Annotated in this window: 21 protein-coding genes; 14 read left to right on the top strand and 7 right to left on the bottom strand. The window is 64.7% G+C overall.

Going from position 1 to position 21,530, the window contains the following annotated elements:
* Nucleotides 1-69 precede the first annotated feature (69 nt).
* A complete protein-coding gene (locus tag ACH488_RS18895; RefSeq protein WP_397326088.1) occupies nucleotides 70-1,518 on the bottom strand; it encodes a sugar porter family MFS transporter in 1,449 nt (482 codons plus the stop codon).
* A 139-nt stretch (nucleotides 1,519-1,657) separates the two neighbouring features.
* On the opposite strand from ACH488_RS18895, the gene ACH488_RS18900 reads away from it, so the two are divergent.
* The gene (locus tag ACH488_RS18900; protein ID WP_397326089.1) at nucleotides 1,658-2,692 is read left to right on the top strand and encodes a LacI family DNA-binding transcriptional regulator; all 1,035 of its coding nucleotides are present in this window, start codon (nucleotides 1,658-1,660) and stop codon (nucleotides 2,690-2,692) included.
* On the opposite strand, the gene ACH488_RS18905 is transcribed toward ACH488_RS18900, so the two are convergent.
* Nucleotides 2,683-3,114 (bottom strand): LexA family protein, encoded by a 432-nt coding sequence (locus ACH488_RS18905; RefSeq protein ID WP_397326090.1) that lies wholly within the window; start codon nucleotides 3,112-3,114, stop codon nucleotides 2,683-2,685. The two genes, ACH488_RS18900 and ACH488_RS18905, sit on opposite strands and share 10 nt — an antisense overlap.
* A 258-nt stretch (nucleotides 3,115-3,372) precedes the next feature.
* Between ACH488_RS18905 and ACH488_RS18910 the strand changes: the two genes are divergently transcribed.
* Together ACH488_RS18910 and ACH488_RS18915 are read left to right on the top strand one after the other, a co-directional pair.
* Nucleotides 3,373-3,753 carry a hypothetical protein gene (locus ACH488_RS18910; protein ID WP_397326091.1) on the top strand — a complete coding sequence of 127 codons (381 nt, stop codon included), beginning with the start codon at nucleotides 3,373-3,375 and terminating at the stop codon, nucleotides 3,751-3,753.
* 57 nt (nucleotides 3,754-3,810) lie between these two features.
* On the top strand, nucleotides 3,811-4,050 hold the full coding sequence (locus ACH488_RS18915; protein ID WP_397326092.1) for a hypothetical protein: 240 nt from the start codon (nucleotides 3,811-3,813) through the stop codon (nucleotides 4,048-4,050).
* On the opposite strand, the gene ACH488_RS18920 is transcribed toward ACH488_RS18915, so the two are convergent.
* Both ACH488_RS18920 and ACH488_RS18925 read right to left on the bottom strand, forming a co-directional pair.
* The gene (locus tag ACH488_RS18920; protein WP_397326093.1) at nucleotides 4,047-4,640 is read right to left on the bottom strand and encodes a dihydrofolate reductase family protein; all 594 of its coding nucleotides are present in this window, start codon (nucleotides 4,638-4,640) and stop codon (nucleotides 4,047-4,049) included. The genes ACH488_RS18915 and ACH488_RS18920 overlap by 4 nt on opposite strands.
* Nucleotides 4,641-4,680: 40 nt before the next feature.
* Nucleotides 4,681-5,451, bottom strand: coding sequence for an SDR family oxidoreductase (locus ACH488_RS18925; protein ID WP_397326094.1), 771 nt, complete (start codon nucleotides 5,449-5,451; stop codon nucleotides 4,681-4,683).
* Between the two features lie 83 nt (nucleotides 5,452-5,534).
* On the opposite strand from ACH488_RS18925, the gene ACH488_RS18930 reads away from it, so the two are divergent.
* The 8 genes from ACH488_RS18930 (at nucleotide 5,535) to ACH488_RS18965 (ending at nucleotide 15,288) form a co-directional block, all read left to right on the top strand.
* Nucleotides 5,535-6,002 (top strand): hypothetical protein, encoded by a 468-nt coding sequence (locus tag ACH488_RS18930; RefSeq protein WP_397326095.1) that lies wholly within the window; start codon nucleotides 5,535-5,537, stop codon nucleotides 6,000-6,002.
* A gap of 76 nt (nucleotides 6,003-6,078) precedes the next feature.
* Nucleotides 6,079-8,922 carry a GMC oxidoreductase gene (locus ACH488_RS18935; protein WP_397326096.1) on the top strand — a complete coding sequence of 948 codons (2,844 nt, stop codon included), beginning with the start codon at nucleotides 6,079-6,081 and terminating at the stop codon, nucleotides 8,920-8,922.
* Nucleotides 8,923-8,964: 42 nt separating this feature from the next.
* Nucleotides 8,965-11,007: a hypothetical protein gene (locus tag ACH488_RS18940; protein WP_397326097.1), complete on the top strand. Its 2,043-nt coding sequence runs from the start codon at nucleotides 8,965-8,967 to the stop codon at nucleotides 11,005-11,007.
* Nucleotides 11,004-12,050, top strand: coding sequence for an alpha/beta fold hydrolase (locus tag ACH488_RS18945; RefSeq protein WP_397326098.1), 1,047 nt, complete (start codon nucleotides 11,004-11,006; stop codon nucleotides 12,048-12,050). Before ACH488_RS18940 ends, ACH488_RS18945 begins: the two co-directional genes overlap by 4 nt.
* A gap of 4 nt (nucleotides 12,051-12,054) precedes the next feature.
* Nucleotides 12,055-13,020 (top strand): acetoacetate decarboxylase family protein, encoded by a 966-nt coding sequence (locus ACH488_RS18950; RefSeq protein ID WP_397326099.1) that lies wholly within the window; start codon nucleotides 12,055-12,057, stop codon nucleotides 13,018-13,020.
* The gene (locus tag ACH488_RS18955; protein ID WP_397326100.1) at nucleotides 13,017-13,499 is read left to right on the top strand and encodes a hypothetical protein; all 483 of its coding nucleotides are present in this window, start codon (nucleotides 13,017-13,019) and stop codon (nucleotides 13,497-13,499) included. Before ACH488_RS18950 ends, ACH488_RS18955 begins: the two co-directional genes overlap by 4 nt.
* Nucleotides 13,496-13,945, top strand: a complete 450-nt coding sequence (locus tag ACH488_RS18960; RefSeq protein WP_397326101.1) for a hypothetical protein — start codon at nucleotides 13,496-13,498, stop codon at nucleotides 13,943-13,945. The genes ACH488_RS18955 and ACH488_RS18960 overlap by 4 nt, the downstream gene beginning before the upstream one ends.
* A complete protein-coding gene (locus ACH488_RS18965) occupies nucleotides 13,942-15,288 on the top strand; it encodes a patatin-like phospholipase family protein (RefSeq protein WP_397326102.1) in 1,347 nt (448 codons plus the stop codon). Before ACH488_RS18960 ends, ACH488_RS18965 begins: the two co-directional genes overlap by 4 nt.
* 52 nt (nucleotides 15,289-15,340) lie before the next feature.
* Here ACH488_RS18965 and ACH488_RS18970 read toward each other — a convergent pair whose 3' ends face one another.
* Both ACH488_RS18970 and ACH488_RS18975 read right to left on the bottom strand, forming a co-directional pair.
* The gene (locus tag ACH488_RS18970) at nucleotides 15,341-15,796 is read right to left on the bottom strand and encodes a hypothetical protein (protein WP_397326103.1); all 456 of its coding nucleotides are present in this window, start codon (nucleotides 15,794-15,796) and stop codon (nucleotides 15,341-15,343) included.
* 213 nt (nucleotides 15,797-16,009) lie between these two features.
* Complete coding sequence (locus ACH488_RS18975) at nucleotides 16,010-18,037, bottom strand: hypothetical protein (protein WP_397326104.1); 2,028 nt, start codon at nucleotides 18,035-18,037, stop codon at nucleotides 16,010-16,012.
* 696 nt (nucleotides 18,038-18,733) lie between these two features.
* Between ACH488_RS18975 and ACH488_RS18980 the strand changes: the two genes are divergently transcribed.
* From ACH488_RS18980 to ACH488_RS18990, 3 genes are all read left to right on the top strand, one after another.
* Nucleotides 18,734-19,612, top strand: a complete 879-nt coding sequence (locus ACH488_RS18980; RefSeq protein ID WP_397326105.1) for an FAD-dependent oxidoreductase — start codon at nucleotides 18,734-18,736, stop codon at nucleotides 19,610-19,612.
* Between the two features lie 105 nt (nucleotides 19,613-19,717).
* Entirely contained in the window at nucleotides 19,718-20,398 is a 681-nt protein-coding gene (gene deoC, locus ACH488_RS18985; RefSeq protein WP_397326106.1) for a deoxyribose-phosphate aldolase, read from the top strand.
* A gap of 53 nt (nucleotides 20,399-20,451) precedes the next feature.
* A complete protein-coding gene (locus ACH488_RS18990; protein ID WP_387433475.1) occupies nucleotides 20,452-20,673 on the top strand; it encodes a hypothetical protein in 222 nt (73 codons plus the stop codon).
* A gap of 60 nt (nucleotides 20,674-20,733) precedes the next feature.
* On the opposite strand, the gene ACH488_RS18995 is transcribed toward ACH488_RS18990, so the two are convergent.
* Nucleotides 20,734-21,528: a metal-dependent hydrolase gene (locus ACH488_RS18995; RefSeq protein WP_397326108.1), complete on the bottom strand. Its 795-nt coding sequence runs from the start codon at nucleotides 21,526-21,528 to the stop codon at nucleotides 20,734-20,736.
* Nucleotides 21,529-21,530 lie beyond the last annotated feature (2 nt).

Below are 21,530 nucleotides of genomic sequence, written 5' to 3' on the forward strand. Positions count from 1 at the left end.
CATTAAACGCCAGCATCCCGCCCACCGGCCCCCGCTGGGCTGGCAGGCGGGACGCCTCGCAAGTATCGACTATTTCTTGTGGACCAGGTAGATGGCGCCGGTGGTGACGTCTTCTTCGAGGGCTTCGAGCGTGCGGCCGCGGGTTTCCGGGACCTGCGTGTAGATGAAGATCAACGCCAGGATTCCCACCACGCCGAACAGGAAGAACGTACCTGTGATGCCCACACCGGCCACGAGGGTGGGGAAGAACAGGCCAAGGAGGGCGTTGGCGATCCAGAGGCAGAACACCGAGAGGCCAATGGCGAAGCCGCGGACATGCAGCGGGAAGATCTCGGACAGCATCACCCAGACGGCGATGTTGAGGAAGGTCTGCATGGAGCCCACGAAGGCCACCACCAGGAACAGGATCACGAACGGACGGGCAGCGTTGCCAACCGGCAGGACGATCGAGGCGATGCCAATGAGGAAGTGGCAGACGGTGGTCAGGGTGAAGCCGAGGAGCAGCGTGGTGCGGCGGTTGACGCGCTGCATCAGCATCAGTGCGATAACACCACCGACGACGGCGATCACGCCGGGCGCGATGTTGGCGATCAGGGCGGCGCTGGAATCGAAACCGGCTTCCACCAGGACGGACTGGCCGTAGTACATGATCGAGTTGATGCCGGTCAGCTGTTGGGCAACGCCCAGGCCGATGCCCACCAGGATGATGCGGAGGATCCACTTGTCCTTGAGCGCCGCCCAGGAGGTGGCCTTGGATGCCTTCTCTTCGTCCGCGAGGTGCTTGACGTCGGCCATCTCGGCTTCGGCGCGTTCCTCGGAGCGAATGGTCTTCAGGACAGCCAGCGCCTCGCGGGTGCGGCCCTTGGAGATGAGCCAGCGCGGCGATTCGGGCATCCGGAGCATGCCGAAGAACAAGGCGATGGCCGGCAGGGCTGCTACGGCGAGCATGATGCGCCACACTCCGCCGAATTCGCCCCAGATGTTGCCGATGATGGCGTTGACCACGAAGGCGGCGAGTTGGCCGATGACGATCATGAGTTCGTTGCGTCCGGCCAGGGATCCACGGATTTCGTAAGGCGCAAGTTCCGCCAGGAAGACCGGCACAACGGTTGAGGCGCCACCTACGGCCAGGCCCAGGATGATCCGGCCCAGCACCATGACTTCAAAACTTGGCGCAAAGACGCAGGCAAGGGTTCCGACGAAGAACAGCGTTGCCAGGAGGATGATGGTCTTCCGGCGCCCCCACCCGTCGGAAAGCCTGCCTCCGGCCACAGCGCCGGCTGCCGCGCCGAACAGCAGTGAACTGGTGACGATTCCTTCCGTCAGGGGCGTCAGGGCGAGATCGACCGTCATTGGCCGGAGCGCTCCGTTGATGACACCTGTGTCGTAACCAAAGAGGAGGCCGCCGAACGTGGCGACCAGCGCTACCAGGCCCAACCGTTTGCGGTGCGGGCCGTTGGTCAACGGGGGCAGGGCCGCGTTATGGGCACTCTCCCGTTGAGTTTGCGTAGCAGACATCAGGACTCCTTTGTCAGTGTGTTGCGGGTCATACTCTCCCGCTCTGACACAAGACTAACGCGCGAAAGGCTTAAATGTAAGGTCAAACTAACAAATGACCTTAATTGTTCGGTTTTGTCTTCATGGCAGGATGATCCCCATGGCATCCGAGAACCAGCCGCGCCGGGCTGCGACGCAGAGTGACGTTGCACGTGAAGTCGGTGTGTCCCGCACCCTCGTCTCCTTCGCCTTCCGCGGAGCGCCCGGAGTCAGCGGCGAAACCAAGGAAGCGATCTTCGAAGCCGCGAAGCGTCTCGGATACCGGCCCAATGCTGTAGCCGCCGACCTGGCACGCAAGCACCGCTCCGCCGTCGGGCTTTACCTCATGGACATCCGCAACGAGATCTACGCCGATATCCTCAGCGGCGTCCGGACAGCCCTCGCTCAGCAACCCAACAAGGCGCAGCAACACAACAGGTTGATCCTAAGCGTTTCCCGGTCTGCCGACGGCGAGGACCGCGGGGCGCTGGAGTCGCTGATCGAGGCCCGGGTGGGCATCATCATCGCCGCGACGCTCCTGGACCCGGACCATGACGTCCACGAGATGGCGCGGAGCGTACCGCTGGTGAGCGTGACGCGACCGGTGGAAGGAGTGGACAGCGTCTATTCGGACGACGCACATGGCGCCCGCGCGGCCACCGAGCACCTCCTGGGCCTTGGGCACACGCGGATCACCCACCTGGCAGGACTTGCCTACGACGGCCATCTGGTGCGTCGACGCGCCTACGAGCAAACCATGCGGGACGCCGGTCTGGTCCCGCAGACGGTATGCGCGGACGACTTCACCCAGGACTCCGGAGAACGCGCCGCAGCCCGGATCCTGGACCAAGCGGACCGGCCGACGGCACTTTTTTGCCACAACGACCAACTGGCACTCGGAGCGCGGGAAGCCGCCTACGCCAGGGGTATCGCCATTCCCGGGGACCTCTCGCTGATCGGCTACGACAACTCCCGCACCGCGCGGCTGCACGGGATCGACCTGACCTCGGTGGACCTGCACGCCGTCAAGCTTGGAGAGGCCGCCGGCGAGGTTGCCCTGCAGCGACTCACCAACCCGGACGGACCTCCCGCGGACCGCAGGTTCATGCCACAACTGGTGCTCCGGCGATCGACGGCGCGACCTCCTCAAATGTGATGAAGGCAGGTGGTGGCCACACCCCAAATGGTCAGTTCGGACAACGCCCCCACCCGGATGTCCGGAAACTTCGGATTGTCGGCCTGGAGTACCACCCCGGACTTCGTAATGCGGAGCCTCTTGATGGTCAACTCACCATCAAGGACAGCCACGACGACGGACCCGTCCTTCGGCTCCAGCGCGCGGTTGACGATCAACTCGTCGCCGTCACTGATACCCGCACCCTCCATGGACTGGCCGGTCACACGGACCACGAAGGTGCTGGTGACGTCCTTGATGAGGTGCTCGTTGAGATCGATCCGGCCATCGAAGTAGTCCTGTGCGGGCGAAGGAAACCCAGCTGCCACCGGAACCGGCGCCAACAGGACCGACACAAGAGAAAAGCCCGCATCTAGCACACGGGGGCCGACTATCACGCCCACAACACACCTTTATTCGAATATATGTTCGATACTTGAGTGTACAGCGGGTGGCGGACATTGTGTGCTTCCGGCGGGCCGAGCTCGAGATCGCGGCAACGCTGCGAGCGAGCTGGGAAGCTTGCAGCGACTTGGCTGCTCTCCCACGAGCTGGCATGCGAGCTGGCCAGTGCAGCCCTCCCCATAAATTACGCTAATGAAGTGATTATTTGGAGAGGTTGGGGAATCCTGGTGATTCTTGTGTTTGCAGTATGTGGCGGTTTGGCTGGCAGCCTGTCGCACGGCAACTTGATTGCCGTAGGGGTGGGGTTTGCTGCCGGAGCGGCGGGGATCTGGTATCTGGGCAAATGGTTCAACCAGACCATGCCCAAGGAGGCCTATGAAAAGGCCGTCAATCTACGTGCCCAGGAGCTCAACCGGATGGTGGAGGTGGGAGCGTATCAATTCCCCGGCCTTGCCGCACCGGGGTCCATCGAAGAGGCGCATGCCCAAGCAGAAGAACAGTGGAAGTACGAAGCCGAGACTGCGCGACGGGGATACTTCAACCGGCACAGCCTGTTCTTCCTCCCCATGCAGTACTGGGCCTTCGTGGCAGCCTTCGCTGCCGTAGCCACCATCATCAGCGGCCTGGCTCGAGGCTGACTTCCTTCCCAGTACAAGGGATCGACCACGCGGCCCCGGCGTGGGAGACTCCCGACTATGACTACTCCCCCGAATGCCATTGAACACTGGTGGCCGAAGCTGACGGCCGCCACCCAGGAATGGCTCATCAACAACAACGGTGACGCCGTTCGCCCGGACATCGTAGCCGAGATCGCGGCCGCGGGTGGTCCGGACGCCACGGATCCATGGTGGGCCGCCGGGGAAACAGAGGGATCGTACTTCCCCGACGCGGCCGTTGACGGGGTCGAAGAAGCAGCCAACCAGGAAATGCCCTAGCCCACTTTGTAGCGAAGGTGCGAAACCAGCCGGGTCCCCCGTACGTCCAACGGCTCAAGCCTCAGCTCGCCCACGCCGTCCAACAAGCGCTCCCCGCTTCCCAGGATCACAGGGGCAACGTGGAGCCGCAGCTCGTCAATGAGGCCGGCCGCCAGGAACTGCCGGGCCGTCGACGCTCCACCGGCAATCGCGACGTTCTTCCCGCCGGCAGCTTCGCGGGCCCGGGCCAGCACAGACTCAATAGGGTCCTTCACGAAGTGGAACGTGGTGCCACCCTCCATGACCAAGGGCTCGTGGGCGTGGGAGGTCAGCACGAAGACCGGAGCATGGTACGGCGGCTCCTCACCCCACCAGCCACGCCAATCGGCCGGCCATACCCCTTCGCCAGGACCGGCGAACATGTTCCTGCCCATGATGTACGCGCCGGCTTCGAGGATCCCGGCCACTTCCGCTGCGTTGGTATCGCGCTCCTGTAACTGCCAGCGGTGCAATGTCTCGCCACCGGCACCCAAAGGTTGCTCCATGGACTGGTTGGGGCCGGCAACAAAGCCGTCAAGGGACACGGTGAGATCACAGGTAACTTGGCTCATGCGCCCATCCTGCCACCGGACCAACCGAATGGTCACGGGTTCAGGTCACGTTGAAGCCGCCGTTGCTGTGCAGGACCTGGCCGTTGATCCATGAGCCGGCGTCGGAGAACAGGAACCGCACCAGTTTGGCCGTGTCCGCTGGTGTGCCCAGGCGTCCGGCCGGAGTGGCCCCTACCGCCCAGCCGCGAACGGCGTCGTCCATCCAGCCGGTATCGATCGGGCCCGGGTTGATCACGTTGGCGCGCACTCCCCTGGCCGCCAACTCCACGGCTGCCGCCGTCACGATCCTGTCCAGCGCGCCTTTGCTGGCGCCGTACGGCAGGTTGTGGACCGTATGGTCGCTGGTCAGCGCCACAATCCGCGCACCCACCTCACCTGACGGGACAGTGGGCAGTTGCTCCGCGAGCGCCTTGATGAGCAGCCAGGTGGCCCGCGAGTTGACCGCGAAATGCCGGTCCCAGCTTTCCACGGAGGTCGTCAGGATGCTGCTGTCCACCGATTCGCAGTGGGACATGACCAGTCCGGTCACGGTCCCCATCGACTGCCCGGCAGCCATGAGCGCGGCGGGCACGGAGGGATCGCTGAGGTCGCCTGGGACGAGTTCGACGGCGGCACCCAGTTCGCGGCATTCGGCGGCGATGGCGGTGGCATCGTCGGGTGACGCCTCGAGGCCGAGCCGGTCGTCGTAGGGTTTCCAATGGTTGAGGATGAGGTTCCAGCCATCGCGTGCCAGGCCTGCGGCCAATGCAGCGCCGATCGAACGCCGCCTTCCAACACCCGTGATGACGGCAACCTGAGAGGGATGATCCATGATTCGACCCTATGCGGTACATGCCGAGGGTCCTACGCTGAACCTGTTCACATCCGCGACTTCACATCCACAAAGGGACTGACATGGCACGCGAACCGGAACCCACGTTGGAGCAACTGAACATCCTGGTCGGCGAGTGGAAAACCACCATTCCCAGCGCGGAGACCCAGGGCAGGACCACGTTCGAGTGGCTGGAAGGCGGCGGCTTCCTGATCCAGCGATCCATGGTGCAACGTCCGGAGTATCCCAACGCCGTCTCCGTGATCGGGGCAACGGGTTCAGACGGGGCGTTTCAGCAGCACTACTTTGATTCGCGCGGCGTTGCCCGGATCTATGACATGACGCTCCGGGACGGCGTGTGGACGCTGTTCAGGGACGGTCCCGACTGGCCGCAACGCTTCGTGGGCCGCTTCAGCGACGACGGAAAGACCATCACCGCGCGCTTGGAGCGTGGCACGTATCCCGGCGGACCGCTGGAGCACGACTTCGACATGGTCTATACCCGGATTACTCCACCTCATGGACAGATTCCCGGACCGGTGGGAACATAAGGGCCATAATCCGCGGAGGCATCGCCCGGCCACGTTCGGGTAACTCCAGGTCAGCTCTCGTTTGAGGGGAACGGCCATGGTTCGTCTGGGGTACGCGAACACTGGGAATCCGGGGCAGGAGCCCGGCATCGATCGGGCACGCCACGGCAGCCCCCTTGAGAAAGTCGACGCCGTGGTGGTGGGGTCGGGCTTCGGCGGTTCGGTGGCTGCGCTTCGCTTGGCCGAGGCCGGGCAGTCCGTGGTGCTCATGGAACGCGGCAAGCCGTATCCGCCGGGGAGTTTCGCCCGGTCGCCGTCGGAAATGGGCCGGAACTTCTGGGATCCGGACCGTGGCCTGTACGGGCTTTTCGACGCCTGGACCTTCCGCGGCACGGAAGGGTTGGTGTCCAGCGGTTTGGGCGGCGGCTCGCTCATCTACGCGAACGTCCTGCTGCGCAAGGATGAAAAGTGGTTCGTGAACGAGTCCCCCATCCCGGGCGGCGGCTACGAAAACTGGCCCTTCACCCGCGAAGACCTGGACCCTTTCTACGATGCCGCCGAGGCCATGCTCCAGCCGGTCCCCTATCCGTGGAAGGACACGGCCAAGACCCTGGCGATGGAAAGTACTGCCGCGACGTTGGGCTTGTCCATCAGCCGCCCACCGATCGCCGTGACGTTCGCGCCAACCCCGGGCGGAGACCCGCGGACCAACCACCCCCTGCCCTTGCCGGAGTACGGGAGCATCCACGGCCCCAACACCGTCCGCACCACCTGCACGCTCAGCGGCGAATGCGATATCGGCTGCAACGCAGGCGCCAAGAACACACTGGACCACAACTACATCTCGGCGGCGGCCGCCAAAGGCGCAGATGTCCGTACCTTCCATGATGTCCGCGGCATCCGGCCCCTGCCCGGCGGCGGGTACGAGGTCCGTTACGTGGTCCATCATCCGGAGAACCAGGGCGAACTCCTCACCGAGCAGATCATCCATTGCTCCCGATTGATCCTCGGGGCGGGCACGTTCGGCACTAATTTCCTGCTCCTGCGCAACCGTGGCTCGCTCCCCGCCGTCAGCGAAACCCTGGGCACCCGGTTCAGCGGCAACGGCGACCTCCTGACCTTCATCATGGACGCCAAAACACCGGCCACCAACGGATCCCGCCCCGGCGTGCGGACCCTCACCGGCAGCCGGGGGCCGGTGATCACCACGGCGATCAGGGTTCCGGATGCGAATGACGACGACGGCGATGGCCGCGGCTACTACGTGGAGGACGCAGGGTACCCGGCATTCATCAACTGGCTCATGGAAACCGCGCAACTGCGCACTGCTGCCATCCGCACCGCCCGGGTGGCCGGGCACCTGCTGAAGGACAGGCTGTTCGAGGCGGGCCGTTCCAACGTCTCCGCGGACCTTGCCGCGGCGCTGGGCGATGGCCGGTTGTCGTCCAGTTCGGTGCCGCTGCTGGGCATGGGCAGGGACATCCCCGACGGTGTCATGACCCTGAACGATGGGCGGCTGGCCATTGCTTGGACCATGGCAACGTCCAAGGAGTACTTCGGCCGCGTCCGGTCAACCATGGAGTCCATCGCGAAGGACCTGGACGGGAACTTCGTGGACAATCCGCTGTGGTGGGCCAAGCGCGTCATCACCGTGCATCCGATCGGCGGGGCACCGTCCGGGCGGCATCCGGGCGAGGCCGTCTGCGATTCCTACGGCGAAGTCTTCGGGTACCCCGGGTTGTTCGTGGTGGACGGGGCGGCGATGCCCGGCCCCGTCGGCGCCAACCCTTCCCTGACCATCGCGGCGTTCGCCGAGCGGGCGTGTGCGCGGATCCTTGACGGCGGCCAAGCCGGTGGGCGACGCCGGCCTGCCGGGCAACACGGATCCGGGCATCGCGGGATCGCGCCCTCTGACGCGGCTGGGGAGGACTCGGCTGGGGAGGACGCGGCTTCGGCTCACGCGGGTGCGGAGGGCGCCCTTGCGGAAGTTGCCGACCCGGGCCACGGCAGTCCGGCGACCTCGCAGGCAGAGGCGGCGGGCGCCGTCGTCGACGTCGGAGCGAGCGCACCGCGGGCACTGGCGCCTGACGCTACCAAAGGCAAAGGGGCGCGCAAGGAACAGCCCGGGGGCGCGGTTCCTGGCGGCACCGACGCTCCCCCGGCGAGCTCCCGCGGGCTGGCGCAGCCCGCAGCGGGTCCGCCAACTGCCACCTCGGTTCGGTTCACCGAACAAATGCACGGCTGGTTCAGTCCCGGCATGTCCGACCCGGAGAAGGGCCGCATGCTGGGGCGGGACCGAAGCCGCAAGATCATGTTCGAGCTCACCATCATTGCCGAGGACATAGAGGCGTTTGTCGCCGATCCTTCCCACCCGGCCAAGGCAGAGGGCTACGTCCTGGCCGACTACTTCGGGGGCCGCATGCCCGTGGAGCGTGGGTGGTTCAACCTCTTCGTGGAGGACGAATCCACGGACGGGCGCCCCGCCCGGCGCATGCTGTACCGCTTGTGGCTGCGGGATCCCGGGGGCACGCCGTTCACGTTTACCGGGTACAAGCAGATCCACAACGAGGCAGGCTTCGACCTCTGGCCGGACACCACCATCCTGTACGCGACCATCCTTCGCGGGCACGTGCCGCCGGACGCCGACACCAAGCCGCCGGACGCCGACACCAAGCCGCCGGACGCTGACACCCAGCAGACGGGTTCCGGCTCCGTGGTGGCGGACCGAGGCGTGGTTGGGGCCGGCATCCTGTACATCCGGCCGCTCGATTTCGCGAAGCAATTAACCACGTTCCGGGCGGCGGGCCCGGCTCCGGCTGCAGGTTTGGCGGCCTTCATGCAGCTGTTCGCAGGCGAGTTGTGGCAGGTCTATGGGCGCGGTATCCGGCGTGTGCCGTTCCCGCTCAGATCATCCCGCACGCCGAATCGCCCAGGCCGCTGAGACGCGATGAAAAGCTGGGAGCTCGCCCAACACAGGGGCCTCTTGGGTTTCACTCCCCAGCCCGCCGTCCGGTGGCTCGCACCCATGTCCCTGGCCAGGACGGCGCTGAAGGTCATGGCGGCCACGGTCTTCGCGGACTTCGGCGACAAACGCGAGCTTGAAGGCGGCTTCCCGGGCGACCTCCTGCGCCTGGACAAGCTCCCAATCCCCGGCCAACCTGCCCAGCCACCGGTGACCAGCCGCGGCCTGCCCGGCCCGGGTGAACTTGCCGGCCCGGGTGAACTTGCGGCAGGAGAGCTCGCCGGGACCCCGGAGTCCGCGGCCCACCAAGGGCACCCAGCCAGCCCTGACCGCACTGCCGCTGCCAAGGATCTATGGCTCGACTTCACCGCGGACCTCGGGGACGGCTTCGACGCCACGTACACGGTGGCGTCGTTGCTGGCGCAGGACGCCTTGTCGGTAGCGGGAGAGGACCTTCCCCGCGGCCGGGTGCTGGTGCTGGGCGGGGACGAGGTCTACCCCGTGGCGTCGCCGGCGGCCTACGAAAACCGGATGGTGGGACCCTACAGAACAGCATTCCCCGAACGGAACCCTGCGTTGCGGGGCCCACACAACGCCCCAAACCCAGAGAATCCAACGCAGAGCGGGCCACGCAACGAGGTTCCAGTCATGCTCGCGCTCCCCGGCAACCACGACTGGTACGACGGCCTCACCTCGTTCATCCGTACCTTTACCCGGCAAAGGAACATCGGAGCCTGGCGGACCATCCAATCCCGCAGCTACTTCGCCGTGAGGCTCACCGGCGAAGGCCCAGGACCAGGCCGAAGCGGCACGCCGGGTTGGTGGCTGCTGGGATTGGACAGCCAACTGGGCCAATACATCGACGAACCCCAACTGGACTACTTCTACCGCAACGTCACACTGCAGTTGCAGCCCGGGGACGCGATCATCCTCTGCGTCGCTTCCCCCTTCTGGGTTGACGCCGACGCAGCCCACGCCGCCGAAAGGCCCAACGAATTCCGCCAAGCAAACTTCTTCGAACAGGACTACCTCCGCCGCCGGTTCAACCCCACCACCGGCCACTTCGAATCCACCGGGGCAAACGTCCGGCTCTGGCTCACTGGCGACCTCCACCACTACTCGCGCTACGAAGACGGAACCGCGCCGGGACCAGCCAAAACCCAGCTCATCACGTGCGGCCTCGGCGGCGCCTACCTCTCCGACGCCCACTGGCTGCCGAACGAACTCCTCCTACCGGCCCCCGCCGAACCCGGTGAATCGTCCAGCGTTCCCACCGGCAACCAAACCCCGGCACCAGGCAGACGCTTCACCCGCGCCTCCACCATCTACCCCAGCCAGTCCGACTCCCACCTCCTGGGTCCACGGCTGGCCAACCCCTTCTCACCTTCCTGGCTGCCAGCCCGCAACCCCGGCTTCGGGCTCTCCATGGGGTTCGTCCATGTGGTGGCCGCCTTGACGGCCTGGACGGTCTTCAGCGCCTTCCGCGGGGAATCCTTCGTGGACAGCCTCCGTGGACTGACCCACGGAAACACCCTCCTGCTCATCGTGCTCCTGGTCCTGGCCATACCGTTCCTCCTCGGAATCACGGTGCTCACGGCTCGAGTGCTCGGCATCGCCAAGGCAGGCATCGTGGTCTTCACCCGCGGCGTGCTTTACCAGCTGTCCGCGCTCGCGGTGAGTGCCGCCGTCGTGATCCTGGTTCCGTGGCCCCGCGGGTGGCCGGACGTGGTGGTGGTGCTGCTGGCCCTGGCTTTGGTCCATGCGGGCGGCTGGGTGCTGGGCAGCGAGGCGTTCGCGCTGTACATCCTGTCCACGCCCAGCGGTGAAGTGTCCACGTGGAAGATGTCCGGGCAATCCCTCGAGGACCACAAGGGCTTCCTCCGCCTCCACGTCGCGGCGGACGGCACCATGACCGTCTACCCGCTGGTGGTTGACACCATCTGCCGCGACTGGCGGCTCCAGGACACGAACGACGGCGCGCGGCTGGTTCCGGAGTCCGGCCTGCCTGCCGTGCGGCTGCTTGAAGAACCCATCACCATCGCACGGAAGGGAACCGCACCATGATCATCACCCGTGCCGAGCACCGGACCGAGGTCATCCCGTTCCGTGCCCGGGACAATACCCCGCTCAGCCTGGTCCACGTGACCTCGCCGGCGGAGACCACCAAGGGTCCCGTGTTGCTGGTCCACGGCTCGGGTGTCCGCGCCGAGCTGTTCCGGCCGCCCATCCGGACCACCATCGTGGACGTGCTTCTGGAAGACGGATGGGACGTGTGGATGCTGAACTGGCGGGCATCCATCGACCTCGATCCCCTGTCCTGGACGCTTGCCGACGCCGCCGTGTACGACCATCCCGCCGCCGTCGAGCATGTCCTCAAGGCGACAGGCGCCGAAACCATGAAAGCCGTGATCCACTGCCAGGGGTCCACGTCGTTCACCATGTCCGCGGTGGCCGGGCTCCTGCCGCAGGTGGACACGATCGTCTCCAACGCCGTCTCCCTGCACCCCGTGGTGCCGGCTTTCTCGCGGCTCAAGATCGACTACCTCACGCCCGTGGTGAAGGTCTTCACGCCCTACCTTTCGCCCGCCTGGGGATACAAGTCCCAAGGCTACTTCACCCGGGCCATCCGCGGACTGGTCAAGGCCACGCACCACGAGTGTGACAACACGGTCTGCAAAATGGTCAGTTTCACCTACGGCAGCGGCCGCCCCGCGCTGTGGGCGCACGAGAACCTGGACGAGGCCACGCACGAGTGGCTCAGCGGCGAATTTGCCGAGGTTCCAGTCACGTTCTTCGAAGAGATGGGCCGTAGCATCAAAGCCGGGCACATGGTGGCCGCGGGCGACCATCCCGAATTGCCGGACAACTACGAGGCCGAGGCTCCCCAAACCGACGCCCGGTTTGCCTTCATCGCGGGCATGGACAACTTGTGCTTCCTGCCTGAAAGCCAGCAACGGAGCTACGAGTTCTTCCAGAAGCACCGCCCCGGAAAGGACTCCCTCCACCTCATCCCCGGCTACGGCCACTTGGACGTGTTCTTCGGTGAACGCGCCTGGCAGGACACCTTTCCGGTCATCGTCAGTGAACTCAACGGCAGCAGGAGCTGAACCCATGAAAACACTCACCGAACTGGTCAGTCCCCTGCTCAAGCTCATGCCCTCGCCGGTACCCAGGCGTCAGGAGCGGCTCCGGGGCCAGCATGCCCAGGCCGACGGCATCAAGTACCTCATGCCGGTGAACTCTGACGACTCGCCCGTGCTGATGGCAGCCTTCCCCATCAACAAACGGGCCGCCGCCGCCGTGCTCCCGGGCACGGAACTGCGGCCGTTCAGCCTGGGCGGCAGAGGGCTGCTGGTGGTTACCGTGGTCAACTACAAATCCACGGACATCGGCAAGTACATCGAATACTCCCTGGCCATCGCCATCACGCACGGCAGCCGCCCGGCGCCACCCATCCTCCCTTTGCTCTTCCAGAAGACCTTCAAGCTCGGCCAGTTCGTGGTGGACCTCCCCGTCAGCACGGAGATCTCGGTCAAGGGAGGGAAGGGTATTTGGGGTATGCCGAAGCACCAGGCCAACCTGGACTTCGTCGTCACGGATACCAGTGTCTCCGCCCAGTACGACAAGGACGGCCAACTGGGTTGCTACATCGAAATCGAACGGCCGGAGCCCTTGGGCCTGCCACTCAAACTCGCGGCCTCCAATTACTGTGCGTTCCGGAACATGCTCTGGAAATCGGACATCTACTTTGAAGCGAGCGGCGACATCGCCCTCGGTGCCCAGGCCAAGGCCCGGCTCATCCTCGGTGACGCGCCCGGCGTCGAACCTTTGAAGAAGCTCCAGGTGGAAAGCAAGCCGATCTTCACCGCCTGGCTGCCCCAAGCCCACGGCGTCCTGGACGACCACTACGAAGCCTGGTTCCTTACCGCTCCCACGGAAGCCGGGGCCGCCGGTATCCGTGGCGGGGACATGCTGGACAGCGTCACGGACCTTGGCCAAGGACAGGAATGGCTGGCGCCGCCAGACCGCAGCAGGATCCCTGGCGCGGCGGACCGGGCCGCGGACGGTGCCCTATGAACTGGCTCCTGCTCATCAACGCGCTGTACTTCCTCTTTGGCGCCACCATGTACGTGGGCACCATGTGGGTCCTCAAGTTCTTCCTCTACCCCACCTGGCGGTCGCTGGCCAGGGACAACGTGGACATGCACTTCGGCATCCCCACCCGGGCAGCCACCAAGTTCTTCACCGTGGTAGTGCCCATCATGTTCATCTCCGGGGGCATCCTGGTGTGGTCTGAGTGGGGCACTATCCGTCTCATCCCGGCCATCATCTGCCTGGTGGGCATCATTACGCTGACGGTGGTGGGGCAGGGCATCATCATCCCCATCAATGTCCGCATCCGAGGCGGCGACTTCAAGGACGACGCCGAGCTTCGTACCCTCCTCCAACGGTGGATGCTCCTCAACGACATCCGCTTCTACGTCTCCACGCTCACGTGGGCGGCCATGGTCTGGCTGCTGGTAGACCGGGGACGGCTCCTGGAGTCCTTCTCATGAGCGCCCACGCCGAGTCCCGCAAGCCACACCCTCCGGGCACGGTGGCCTGGGCCATCGCAGACCCGCTGCGCGCCGTCCTCGCGGCGATTGCCGTCATCACGGTGATCACGGGCGTGGTGGAGGTTCCTTTTGGCGGGCCACTGCTCCAATTGCTCGGCGCCGATCCCACGCCGGAGGCCCGCCAACTGTTCGGCACCGTGGGCATGTTCATGGTGGTGGTTGGCGGACTCCTCCTCCACACCTTGCTCAATGCAGTGCCGTCCCCGGAAGTCGTCCTATGGTCAGGTGTGCAGAAGGCGGGCGCTTTCGGTGCCGTCGGGATCGGGGTGCTGAACGGAGTGTTCTCGCCGATTGCGCTGTTGGTCGCCTTTTTTGACCTCGCGACCGCGGTGCTCCTCTTCATCTATTGGCGCCGGCTGGGTGCCGGACCGGGTCTGCAACAGTGAAGCGCTCCCTGGTCCTTGCCGGCGGCGGCATGCGCGTGGCCTGGCAGGCGGGCGCGATGTGCGCCCTCGAGGAGGAGGGCCTTGAGTTCCAGCACGTCGACGCCGCCTCCGGGGGCATCCTGACCGCCGGCATGCTGCTCTCCGGAGTGTCCGCGCGGGAAATGTGCCAGCGCTGGTCCGGCGTGGACGTCAAGGACTTCGGCTCCGCCCTCCCGCTTGGCGACTACCTCAAGGGCCCGTGGTCGCTGCCTGCCATCGGTGATGCCGACGGCATCCTGGACAAAGTCTTCCCCGCCTTGGGGATCAACGACGCCGCTATCCGCGGCCGCGCCGCGGAACCGGGCGCCGTCGAGGGTTCCTTCAACGTGGTGGAGTTCATCGAAAAACGGTGCCACGCGATCGACGCCAAGGACATCGACGCGGAACTGATGGCGGCGGGAATGCGGCTGCCCATCTTCCTGACACCGCTCCGGCGCGACGGAAAGATCTGGACCGACGCCGTGTGGATGCGGGACGCCAACGTGGCTGAGGCTTTGCGCCGCGGAGCCACCGAGGTCTGGCTCATTTGGTGCATCGGCAACTCCCCGTACTGGGGTAACGGCCCCTTGGAGCAGTACGTGCACATGATCGAAATGAGCGCCATGGGCGCCTTGCTTGCAGATTTCGAGGCCGCTGCCGCCGTGGGCCGCGAGTTTGTGCTGCACGTGATCCGTCCTGCGCACCCGCTGCCACTGGATCCCGAGTTCTATCTGGGCCGCGTGGACGCAGACACCCTGATGAGCATGGGCTACCGCGACGCCCGGGCGTACCTGGACTCCATGACGGCGGAGGGCCTCGCCAAGGATTCCAGTTGCACGGCCATGACCGACCCCGCGCCCGGTGTGCGCTTCAATGACACGCTGCAGGGCACGATCGGCGGGGATCCGCTCACATTCCGGGCAACGGTGGTGCTTCCCACCGAGGCCTCCGGTGCACCCCCGCAGTTCACCGGTTACGTGGACCACCCCGGTTTTGGCGGGCGGGCGTTTGTTGCCGACGGACGCGTGGAAACGGATGCGTCCGAGGTCAGCTATCGGGGCCGGGTAAGGCTCGACGGCGGGTGGCAGGATCTCGCCGTCACGCGCACTTTGCACGATGATCCGGGCCCGGACGCGTGGATGGATTCCCGCCGCGCAACCATCACCATCGGAGACTCAACGGCCGAACTGGCCATGAGCCTGGCAGATGCCGCGGGGCTCCTGGCATCCATCGAACCCGTGGGCGCACACGGAGTAGTGGACCGTGCTGCGGCCGTCGCGGGGTTTGCGGCGAACGGCTTGCGGGAACTGCTGCGGCGGTACTGAATGGTCCCGGCGGCCGTCGTGTCACCCCATGCCTGCGTCAACGGCGCTTGCGTCAACGGCGCAGGAGTTTCTTGCTGAACCTCGCGAATTTCCCGGGTTCCTTGGACGGGTCGATGATGGTGGGTTCCATTGAGAAGTCGGTTCCGCGGTCCGTGACCGGGCGGCGCCGGTTGTTCCAGTCCACGGAATTGAACTGCGGGTTGTAAATGGGCGGGGTTACGCCTTCGGCACGGAAGATGTCCCACATCCACGCGGGGATGTTATCGACGGTTCGGGGAAACGCATACAGTTCCTGGGCCCACGCGCTCGCATTCGAAGGGCGTTGGCCTGGATACCACTCACCGTCGGCATCAAGTTCCAGATGTTCTTCATCGAAGAAACTTGCTTCGCCGGCCGAGTCCGGGAACACCACAACTTCAGCTGTTGTCCATGTCCCGTGACCCGGCTGATAGGCCAAGACCCTGCATGTCTCCAGCCAATCGTTCCACGCCGCATGCGAAAAGCGCATGTCGCCAGTCATAAATGTTGATCGGTCGGCACTCTCGATTGTTCCGTGCCAGGACGTTCCCGAGACGTGATGCACAAGGGTCGCTCGTGCCTTCTTCATGCCTCGTGCGAAACCAACGTCTCCGAAGGCCTCTTCCCGCAATCTAGTCAGTCCGTCGACAATCCATGCATCGTCCGCTAAGTCGTAAACAGTCATTTTCAACCAGCTCCCGAACTAATTCTTAAATGTCTTGAACGTAGGCCGACCTTGCCCGAATCGAAATTCCAATTCCACCTTACTGGGGACCCCCGACCTAGTCCCCGGAATCATCCGCATTTCCCACGTGAGGTCGACTGGTTCTCCTGCGGACAGTTGACGCTTGACCTTGTTGATCACATCCATCTCAACCTCGTGGAAGTTTTGTATGTCGTTGGGTATGCCCACACCGCGGTTTTGCCACATGTGTTGGGGAAAGATGCCAGCACCTTCGCCGATGAAGCCCAAACCTGAGGGGGCTGCATGGCCCCCGTCGTAGCCGGGGCCTCCGATGCGGCCGGCCTTGCGCTGCTGGTAACCGTTGCGGTTACTGTCTCCGACGAGTGTCGACACGATGTGGCCTTTGGCCGAGGCGAGCTCAGCGTTCCGGTCCATGACAAGAGTGAACGTGTTCTGCAGTCCACCATCCACTTCCACCACCACGTTGTAGGCAACGTTCGGCAGAGGCTTGTTCAGCTCAAGGGACCACGCCCCTCTGACGCCGCCATAAGTGTCGACGACCCTGACTGTGCCAGTGGCGTCGGTGTAGAACTTTTCCAGGGTGGGCTTCGTGACGATCCCCTGGGAGTCCTTCATCAGGCTGCGGTGCTCGATGACATACTCGGTGAATGGCTTCAGATTGGTTCGTGCCGCGAAGTTTTCCCTGCGGCTGACCGGGAAAAGTCCATCACCGTGCTTCAGGATGATGGTGTTCTCGATTCTGTCCGGAACGACGAAGTGGTCAGGGAGTACCGACGGCTCGGCTGGATGTCCCGGACTGGTCCCGTGGGGTGGAACGTACGGAGATGGGTTGTTCTTCCGGATGGCCGAGGCCTGGTTTTCCAACCAATTGGAGGCATGGTGGGTGTGGCCAGTCCGGGTGAGAGCTCCGCCCGGAGTAGGGAAAACGGCTTTTGGCAGTGAAGCATCCGCGGCGCGCAGGCCTTCGGCCAACACGGAAAGTCCCTTTGCTGTCGCATTCTTGGCCGCCGACACAGCCTCTGTGGCGCCGGCGCGAGCATTGGTGACGAGGTTCCAGGTTCCAACGCGGGCCTTGGTGAGGGCGTCCTGGACTTTCGCCGTGGTCTTCGGCATGAGCAGGTCAGACACTTTCAGGGCCAAGGAACCGGGTTTCTCGAGGAAGTCCGCGGTTTTCAGGAGCAAGTGGGAACTGGCGGCGAGCTTGGCTGCGAACGTCGCGTATTTGGCGCTGTCCATCGTCGCGAGGGAGAGTCGTCCTGCGGCCATCCCTGCTGAGGAGACGATTTTGGAGGCCTTGACTCCTGCGCCTGCTCCGGCGCCGAGGAAGAGGCTGGAGACGTTGAATATGGATGCCCCCGCCGCCCACGACGCGGTGGTCTCGTTTTCTTCGAGGTGGATGAAGGCCGGGCCTATGGACGTGAAGAGGTCCAGGGCTTCCTTGACCTTGGGCTCTTCGCGTTTCCTGGTCTCTTCGTCCCGCCACGGAATGCTGGCTCCCGCCAAGGTTCCAGCGGCGCCGATGGTGGTGTTGATTCCGCCCCAGGCCAGGTCGCGTTTGATCGGATTCAGGCTTCCGCTCAGGGACCAGACGCCGTCCACGGTTTCGATAAACGCTGCGCCGATCCCTTGGAGAAGCCCCAGCCCGCCGTTGGGCCGGTAGGGAATGGTTTGGTTGCCCCAGGGTTGTTCGTCTTGGGGGCGGTTGATGCCGGTGTACGTTCCGGCGTCCCAGAGGAGCGTGTCCACCCAGTTCCCGAATTTCAGGTCCGGCCCAATAGGCGCCGAGGCCGCGTAGACGGGACCGCCGGAGATGACTGCAAGTGCTTGTGCGCAGGTGTTTTGCGCATTCAGGTAGTCGTCGTGGATGGCCTTGATATCGGAGGCGAGCCGCTCGCGCCGGGCGTGCAGGTCAGCGTCCCCGCTCCAGTGCTGGGTGACCGTGGTGGTTATCTCGTCGTCTTTGACGCGATGGGTGACCTCGATGCTGCTCGGGAATGCGAAAATGTCCGCGTCCAAGTCGTGCACGGCCCTGCCGTAGGCTTCGAGCCGCTGTTTCAAGTCCCGGCACGTGGACGAAAAGGTCTCCAGAGCCGCCGCGGTGGAAGTTGCGGTGCTGTTTACACGCTGCGCGGTGGGCGTCAGATGGTCAAACGCTGTCAAAACGGCGGCTGATTCTTCGGACCTGTAATGAACCGAAAGGTTCCGCCAAATCCCCGCGGTGTTGCAAAAGTCGGTCAGGTAATCGCCGGCCAGCTGCCGCAGCGACTTTACCGCATCATCAAGGGAATCAACTTCAGGCAAAGTGAACCCACCGGAGGGATTCAACCCCGACGAAGTGTCAACGGACGTCACAAGCGCTCCTGGAATAACAACCGGAATGGTCGTGACCGAAAGTGGTCACGCAGCCGGGGTCATTGTGAGCACACGAAAAATCGATTAGGTGGCAAAAAAGTCTCTCCCTAGACCAAAACAAGGGAAATTAGGTGGTAAGAACCCGAAATTAGGTGGAGCGCAAGATTATCTAGGTGGTGCTATCCACAGGCCCACATCCCGAATGCCCCACAGCGAACGCCGCGAATGTGACCTACGTTATTACCGCCCGGTAAACACCACGCTACGGAACCACCAAAGATGGCAACAGGGGTGAAACACCCGCGAAAAACCCCCACCCTAGGCTGATCCCACAAGCACCGAACAGGTCATTCAGCGAAAGGGCCCACCATGTCCTCACCTTCCCTCCACATCGTCATCGCCGGCGCAGGTCCGGCCGCCCAGGCTTTGGTGCGGAGGCTCGCAGACAAGGGTGGCCCACGCCCCCAGGGGTACCGCACCTTCGAGGGCACCATCACGGTCCTCAGCAACCGCGACGAGTGCTCCGACTCCCTGCTGGAACTCGCCGAACTGCCCAAGGTCTCGGTCCGTTTCGGCCAGGCTGCAAGCTACATTGATGCCGAAGCCAAGGTTGTCACCACCGTTGACGGCATGGATTTCGCCTATGACCAGCTCGTGATCGCCACCGGCTCGGCACCGTCCTTGCCCCCGGTTACCGGCGCCTACTGTGGCTTGAACTACTCCACCATCGACGACGCCGGCCCCATCGGCGAAGCCGTCAAGGACGTCACCCGGGTTGTTGGCCGCCGTCCGCTGGGCATCCTGGTGGGAACCGGACCCGCTGCCGGGCAGGCTGAAGCCGTGCTCCGGGCCAGGGGTGTCCGTCCCGTGCGCACCACGTTGCGGCCGACCGCCGTCGTACCTTCCCTGACCGGTTCCCCGCTGCCGGCCACCGGCATCCTCTTCGAGGATGGCAGCAGCATGAACGGTGACCTGGTGGTCCTGGCGGAGGAGCGCACCGCGCGCACCGAACTCGCCGCCAGCGCGGGCCTGGAATTGGCGCGCGACGGCGGTATTGCCGTCGGACGCGACCTGGCGACGTCGGTGCCGGGCATCTGGGCGATCGGCGACGCAGCGTCGTGCGACGGGTTGCGGTTGGGGCTCCTCCTGTCCGCGGAATCCTCGGCCATGCTGTGCGCTTCAGGGTTGCTGTCTGCCGCTCGTGGCGGCGCTGCCATTGCCACGGCAGAAGTCCAAGCAGCCGCCTGACAACCTCCCGCCGGTGCAGGTGGCGGGTGTGGCAAGATGGTCCTTTGACGGGCAGTGACAACCCTGCGGCCACCGGGCCGGCCACGCCCGGCACGGAAGGATTCCATGAGCAACCAAGCCGGCATCGCCTCGTACATCGACCACACCCTGTTGAAACCCGAGGCCAGCGAGGCCGACATCCTCAAGGTGTGCGCCGAGGCAGCCGAGTACAAATTCAAGTCCGTTTGCGTCAACCCGATCTGGGTCAAGACCGTCAAAAACGCCCTGAAGGGTTCCGGCGTCCTGACCTGCGCGGTGGTGGGATTCCCGCTCGGCGCCACGCCCAGCGACGTCAAGGCGTTCGAGGCCCGGGGCGCTGTACTGGATGGCGCGGATGAGATCGACATGGTGATCAACATCGCCTCGGCCCGCGCCAATGACAAGGGCGCGCTGGTGGAGGACATCACCGCCGTGGCCGAGGCTGTGCACACGGGCGAGGCCATCTTGAAGGTCATCATCGAAACCGCGCTCCTGAGCGACGAGCAGAAGGTCATCGCTTGTGAAGCGGCGGTGGAAGCGGGGGCCGACTTCGTCAAGACCTCTACCGGTTTCAACGGAGGCGGCGCAACAGCGGAAGACGTAGCCCTCATGCGCAAGACGGTCGGCCCCGAACTGGGTGTCAAGGCCTCGGGCGGAGTGCGGTCCCTCGCCGATGCACAGGCTATGATTGCTGCTGGTGCAACACGTATCGGAGCGAGTTCCGGAATTGCCATCGTCAAGGGTGAACAGGGTTCATCCGACTACTGAGGCTTCCGGCCGCCGCCACGGATTTGAGCCCTGCGGGGCCGAGGAGGAATGAATTGTCCAAGAACACTGCCCCGATTGAAAACGAGAACAACCTCGGCACGAGCATCGTGCTGTTCGTGGTGATGATCGTCCTCTTCCTTGGCGCCATCTACTCCCTGTCCTTCCTGACGCTGGACAACCCGTGGCCGATGGCCGTCTGCCTGGGCCTCTTCGCCCTGGCGTTCTGGATTCCGCAGACCGTCCTCGGCCGCTCGGACTCGGCAGGCGAGAACTAGGTCTTAAGCAACAAGGAAGGGGCACCCCAGCGGGTGCCCCTTCCTTGTTTAAGTGCGGGGTTAGAGCGCCAACGCCGCCAGGACCGCTGGCCAGTGCTGTTGGGCCAGTCCCCATGCGGCGGCTCCCATGCCCACCATGGCGTAGCCGCTGACCGGGATCAGGACCAGCCATTCGCGGCGTGATCCCGCCCGGCCCAGCAGCGGCAGGGAAAAGGCTCCGTTGGGACGCCAGATCCCGCTGATGGCCGACTTCCGCAGGAACTTGGGCGGCTTGATGACGATCGGCCAGAGCAACGGCACACCGCCCACGGTAATCATGTCCCCCACTATGTGGACCACCACACCGGTCAGCATGGACAGTGGCAGCCAACCCCACTGGGCCGGCGCGAACCAGGTCACCAGCCCCGCCATCACCAGCGCGAAGAGCCAGTTGGTAATCCAGCCGGACTTGGGAAACAGGTTCAGCGCTTTCGCCGCGAGGTTGATCATGAACATGCACAGCAGCCCCGCGCCCACGGACAGCCTCCCGACGGGCGTGACCATCTGGAATTGCGCAGCCATGGCCGCCAGCACGACGAACGCCGAGGCTCCCAGCAGCGAATGCGTGCCCTGCCGGTGGCCGCCGCTGGCCTTCTCAATGCCAACGGCGATCGCGTTTGACAGCGGTGGCAGCGAATTGGCGATGGTGCTGTGCCGGTGGTCCCAGTCGCACACCAGCGCGGTGCCCGCCGTCGCCATGGCGCCGATCAGGATGCCGGTGGAATCCAGCGGGTACCAGCCCAACGCGTAGGGGCCGGTCGAGGCAATGGCAATCCACGCCGCGGCTCCCGACGCGGCGTGGTGTCCTCCCATCATTC

It is taken from the genome of Paenarthrobacter sp. NPDC018779, from assembly GCF_044391085.1.
In the GTDB taxonomy this organism is placed as follows: Bacteria; Actinomycetota; Actinomycetes; order Actinomycetales; family Micrococcaceae; genus Arthrobacter.

What these genes read in the sequence shown, in the direction of transcription:
- ACH488_RS18895 (WP_397326088.1), bottom strand. Translation starts at nt 1,518, where the DNA reads ATGTCTGCTACGCAAACTCAACGGGAGAGTGCCCATAACGCGGCCCTG.
- ACH488_RS18900 (WP_397326089.1), top strand. Translation starts at nt 1,658, where the DNA reads ATGGCATCCGAGAACCAGCCGCGCCGGGCTGCGACGCAGAGTGACGTT.
- ACH488_RS18915 (WP_397326092.1), top strand. Translation starts at nt 3,811, where the DNA reads ATGACTACTCCCCCGAATGCCATTGAACACTGGTGGCCGAAGCTGACG.
- ACH488_RS18920 (WP_397326093.1), bottom strand. Translation starts at nt 4,640, where the DNA reads ATGAGCCAAGTTACCTGTGATCTCACCGTGTCCCTTGACGGCTTTGTT.
- ACH488_RS18925 (WP_397326094.1), bottom strand. Translation starts at nt 5,451, where the DNA reads ATGGATCATCCCTCTCAGGTTGCCGTCATCACGGGTGTTGGAAGGCGG.
- ACH488_RS18930 (WP_397326095.1), top strand. Translation starts at nt 5,535, where the DNA reads ATGGCACGCGAACCGGAACCCACGTTGGAGCAACTGAACATCCTGGTC.
- ACH488_RS18935 (WP_397326096.1), top strand. Translation starts at nt 6,079, where the DNA reads ATGGTTCGTCTGGGGTACGCGAACACTGGGAATCCGGGGCAGGAGCCC.
- ACH488_RS18945 (WP_397326098.1), top strand. Translation starts at nt 11,004, where the DNA reads ATGATCATCACCCGTGCCGAGCACCGGACCGAGGTCATCCCGTTCCGT.
- ACH488_RS18950 (WP_397326099.1), top strand. Translation starts at nt 12,055, where the DNA reads ATGAAAACACTCACCGAACTGGTCAGTCCCCTGCTCAAGCTCATGCCC.
- ACH488_RS18955 (WP_397326100.1), top strand. Translation starts at nt 13,017, where the DNA reads ATGAACTGGCTCCTGCTCATCAACGCGCTGTACTTCCTCTTTGGCGCC.
- ACH488_RS18960 (WP_397326101.1), top strand. Translation starts at nt 13,496, where the DNA reads ATGAGCGCCCACGCCGAGTCCCGCAAGCCACACCCTCCGGGCACGGTG.
- ACH488_RS18970 (WP_397326103.1), bottom strand. Translation starts at nt 15,796, where the DNA reads ATGCGCTTTTCGCATGCGGCGTGGAACGATTGGCTGGAGACATGCAGG.
- ACH488_RS18980 (WP_397326105.1), top strand. Translation starts at nt 18,734, where the DNA reads ATGTCCTCACCTTCCCTCCACATCGTCATCGCCGGCGCAGGTCCGGCC.
- deoC (WP_397326106.1), top strand. Translation starts at nt 19,718, where the DNA reads ATGAGCAACCAAGCCGGCATCGCCTCGTACATCGACCACACCCTGTTG.
- ACH488_RS18995 (WP_397326108.1), bottom strand. Translation starts at nt 21,528, where the DNA reads ATGATGGGAGGACACCACGCCGCGTCGGGAGCCGCGGCGTGGATTGCC.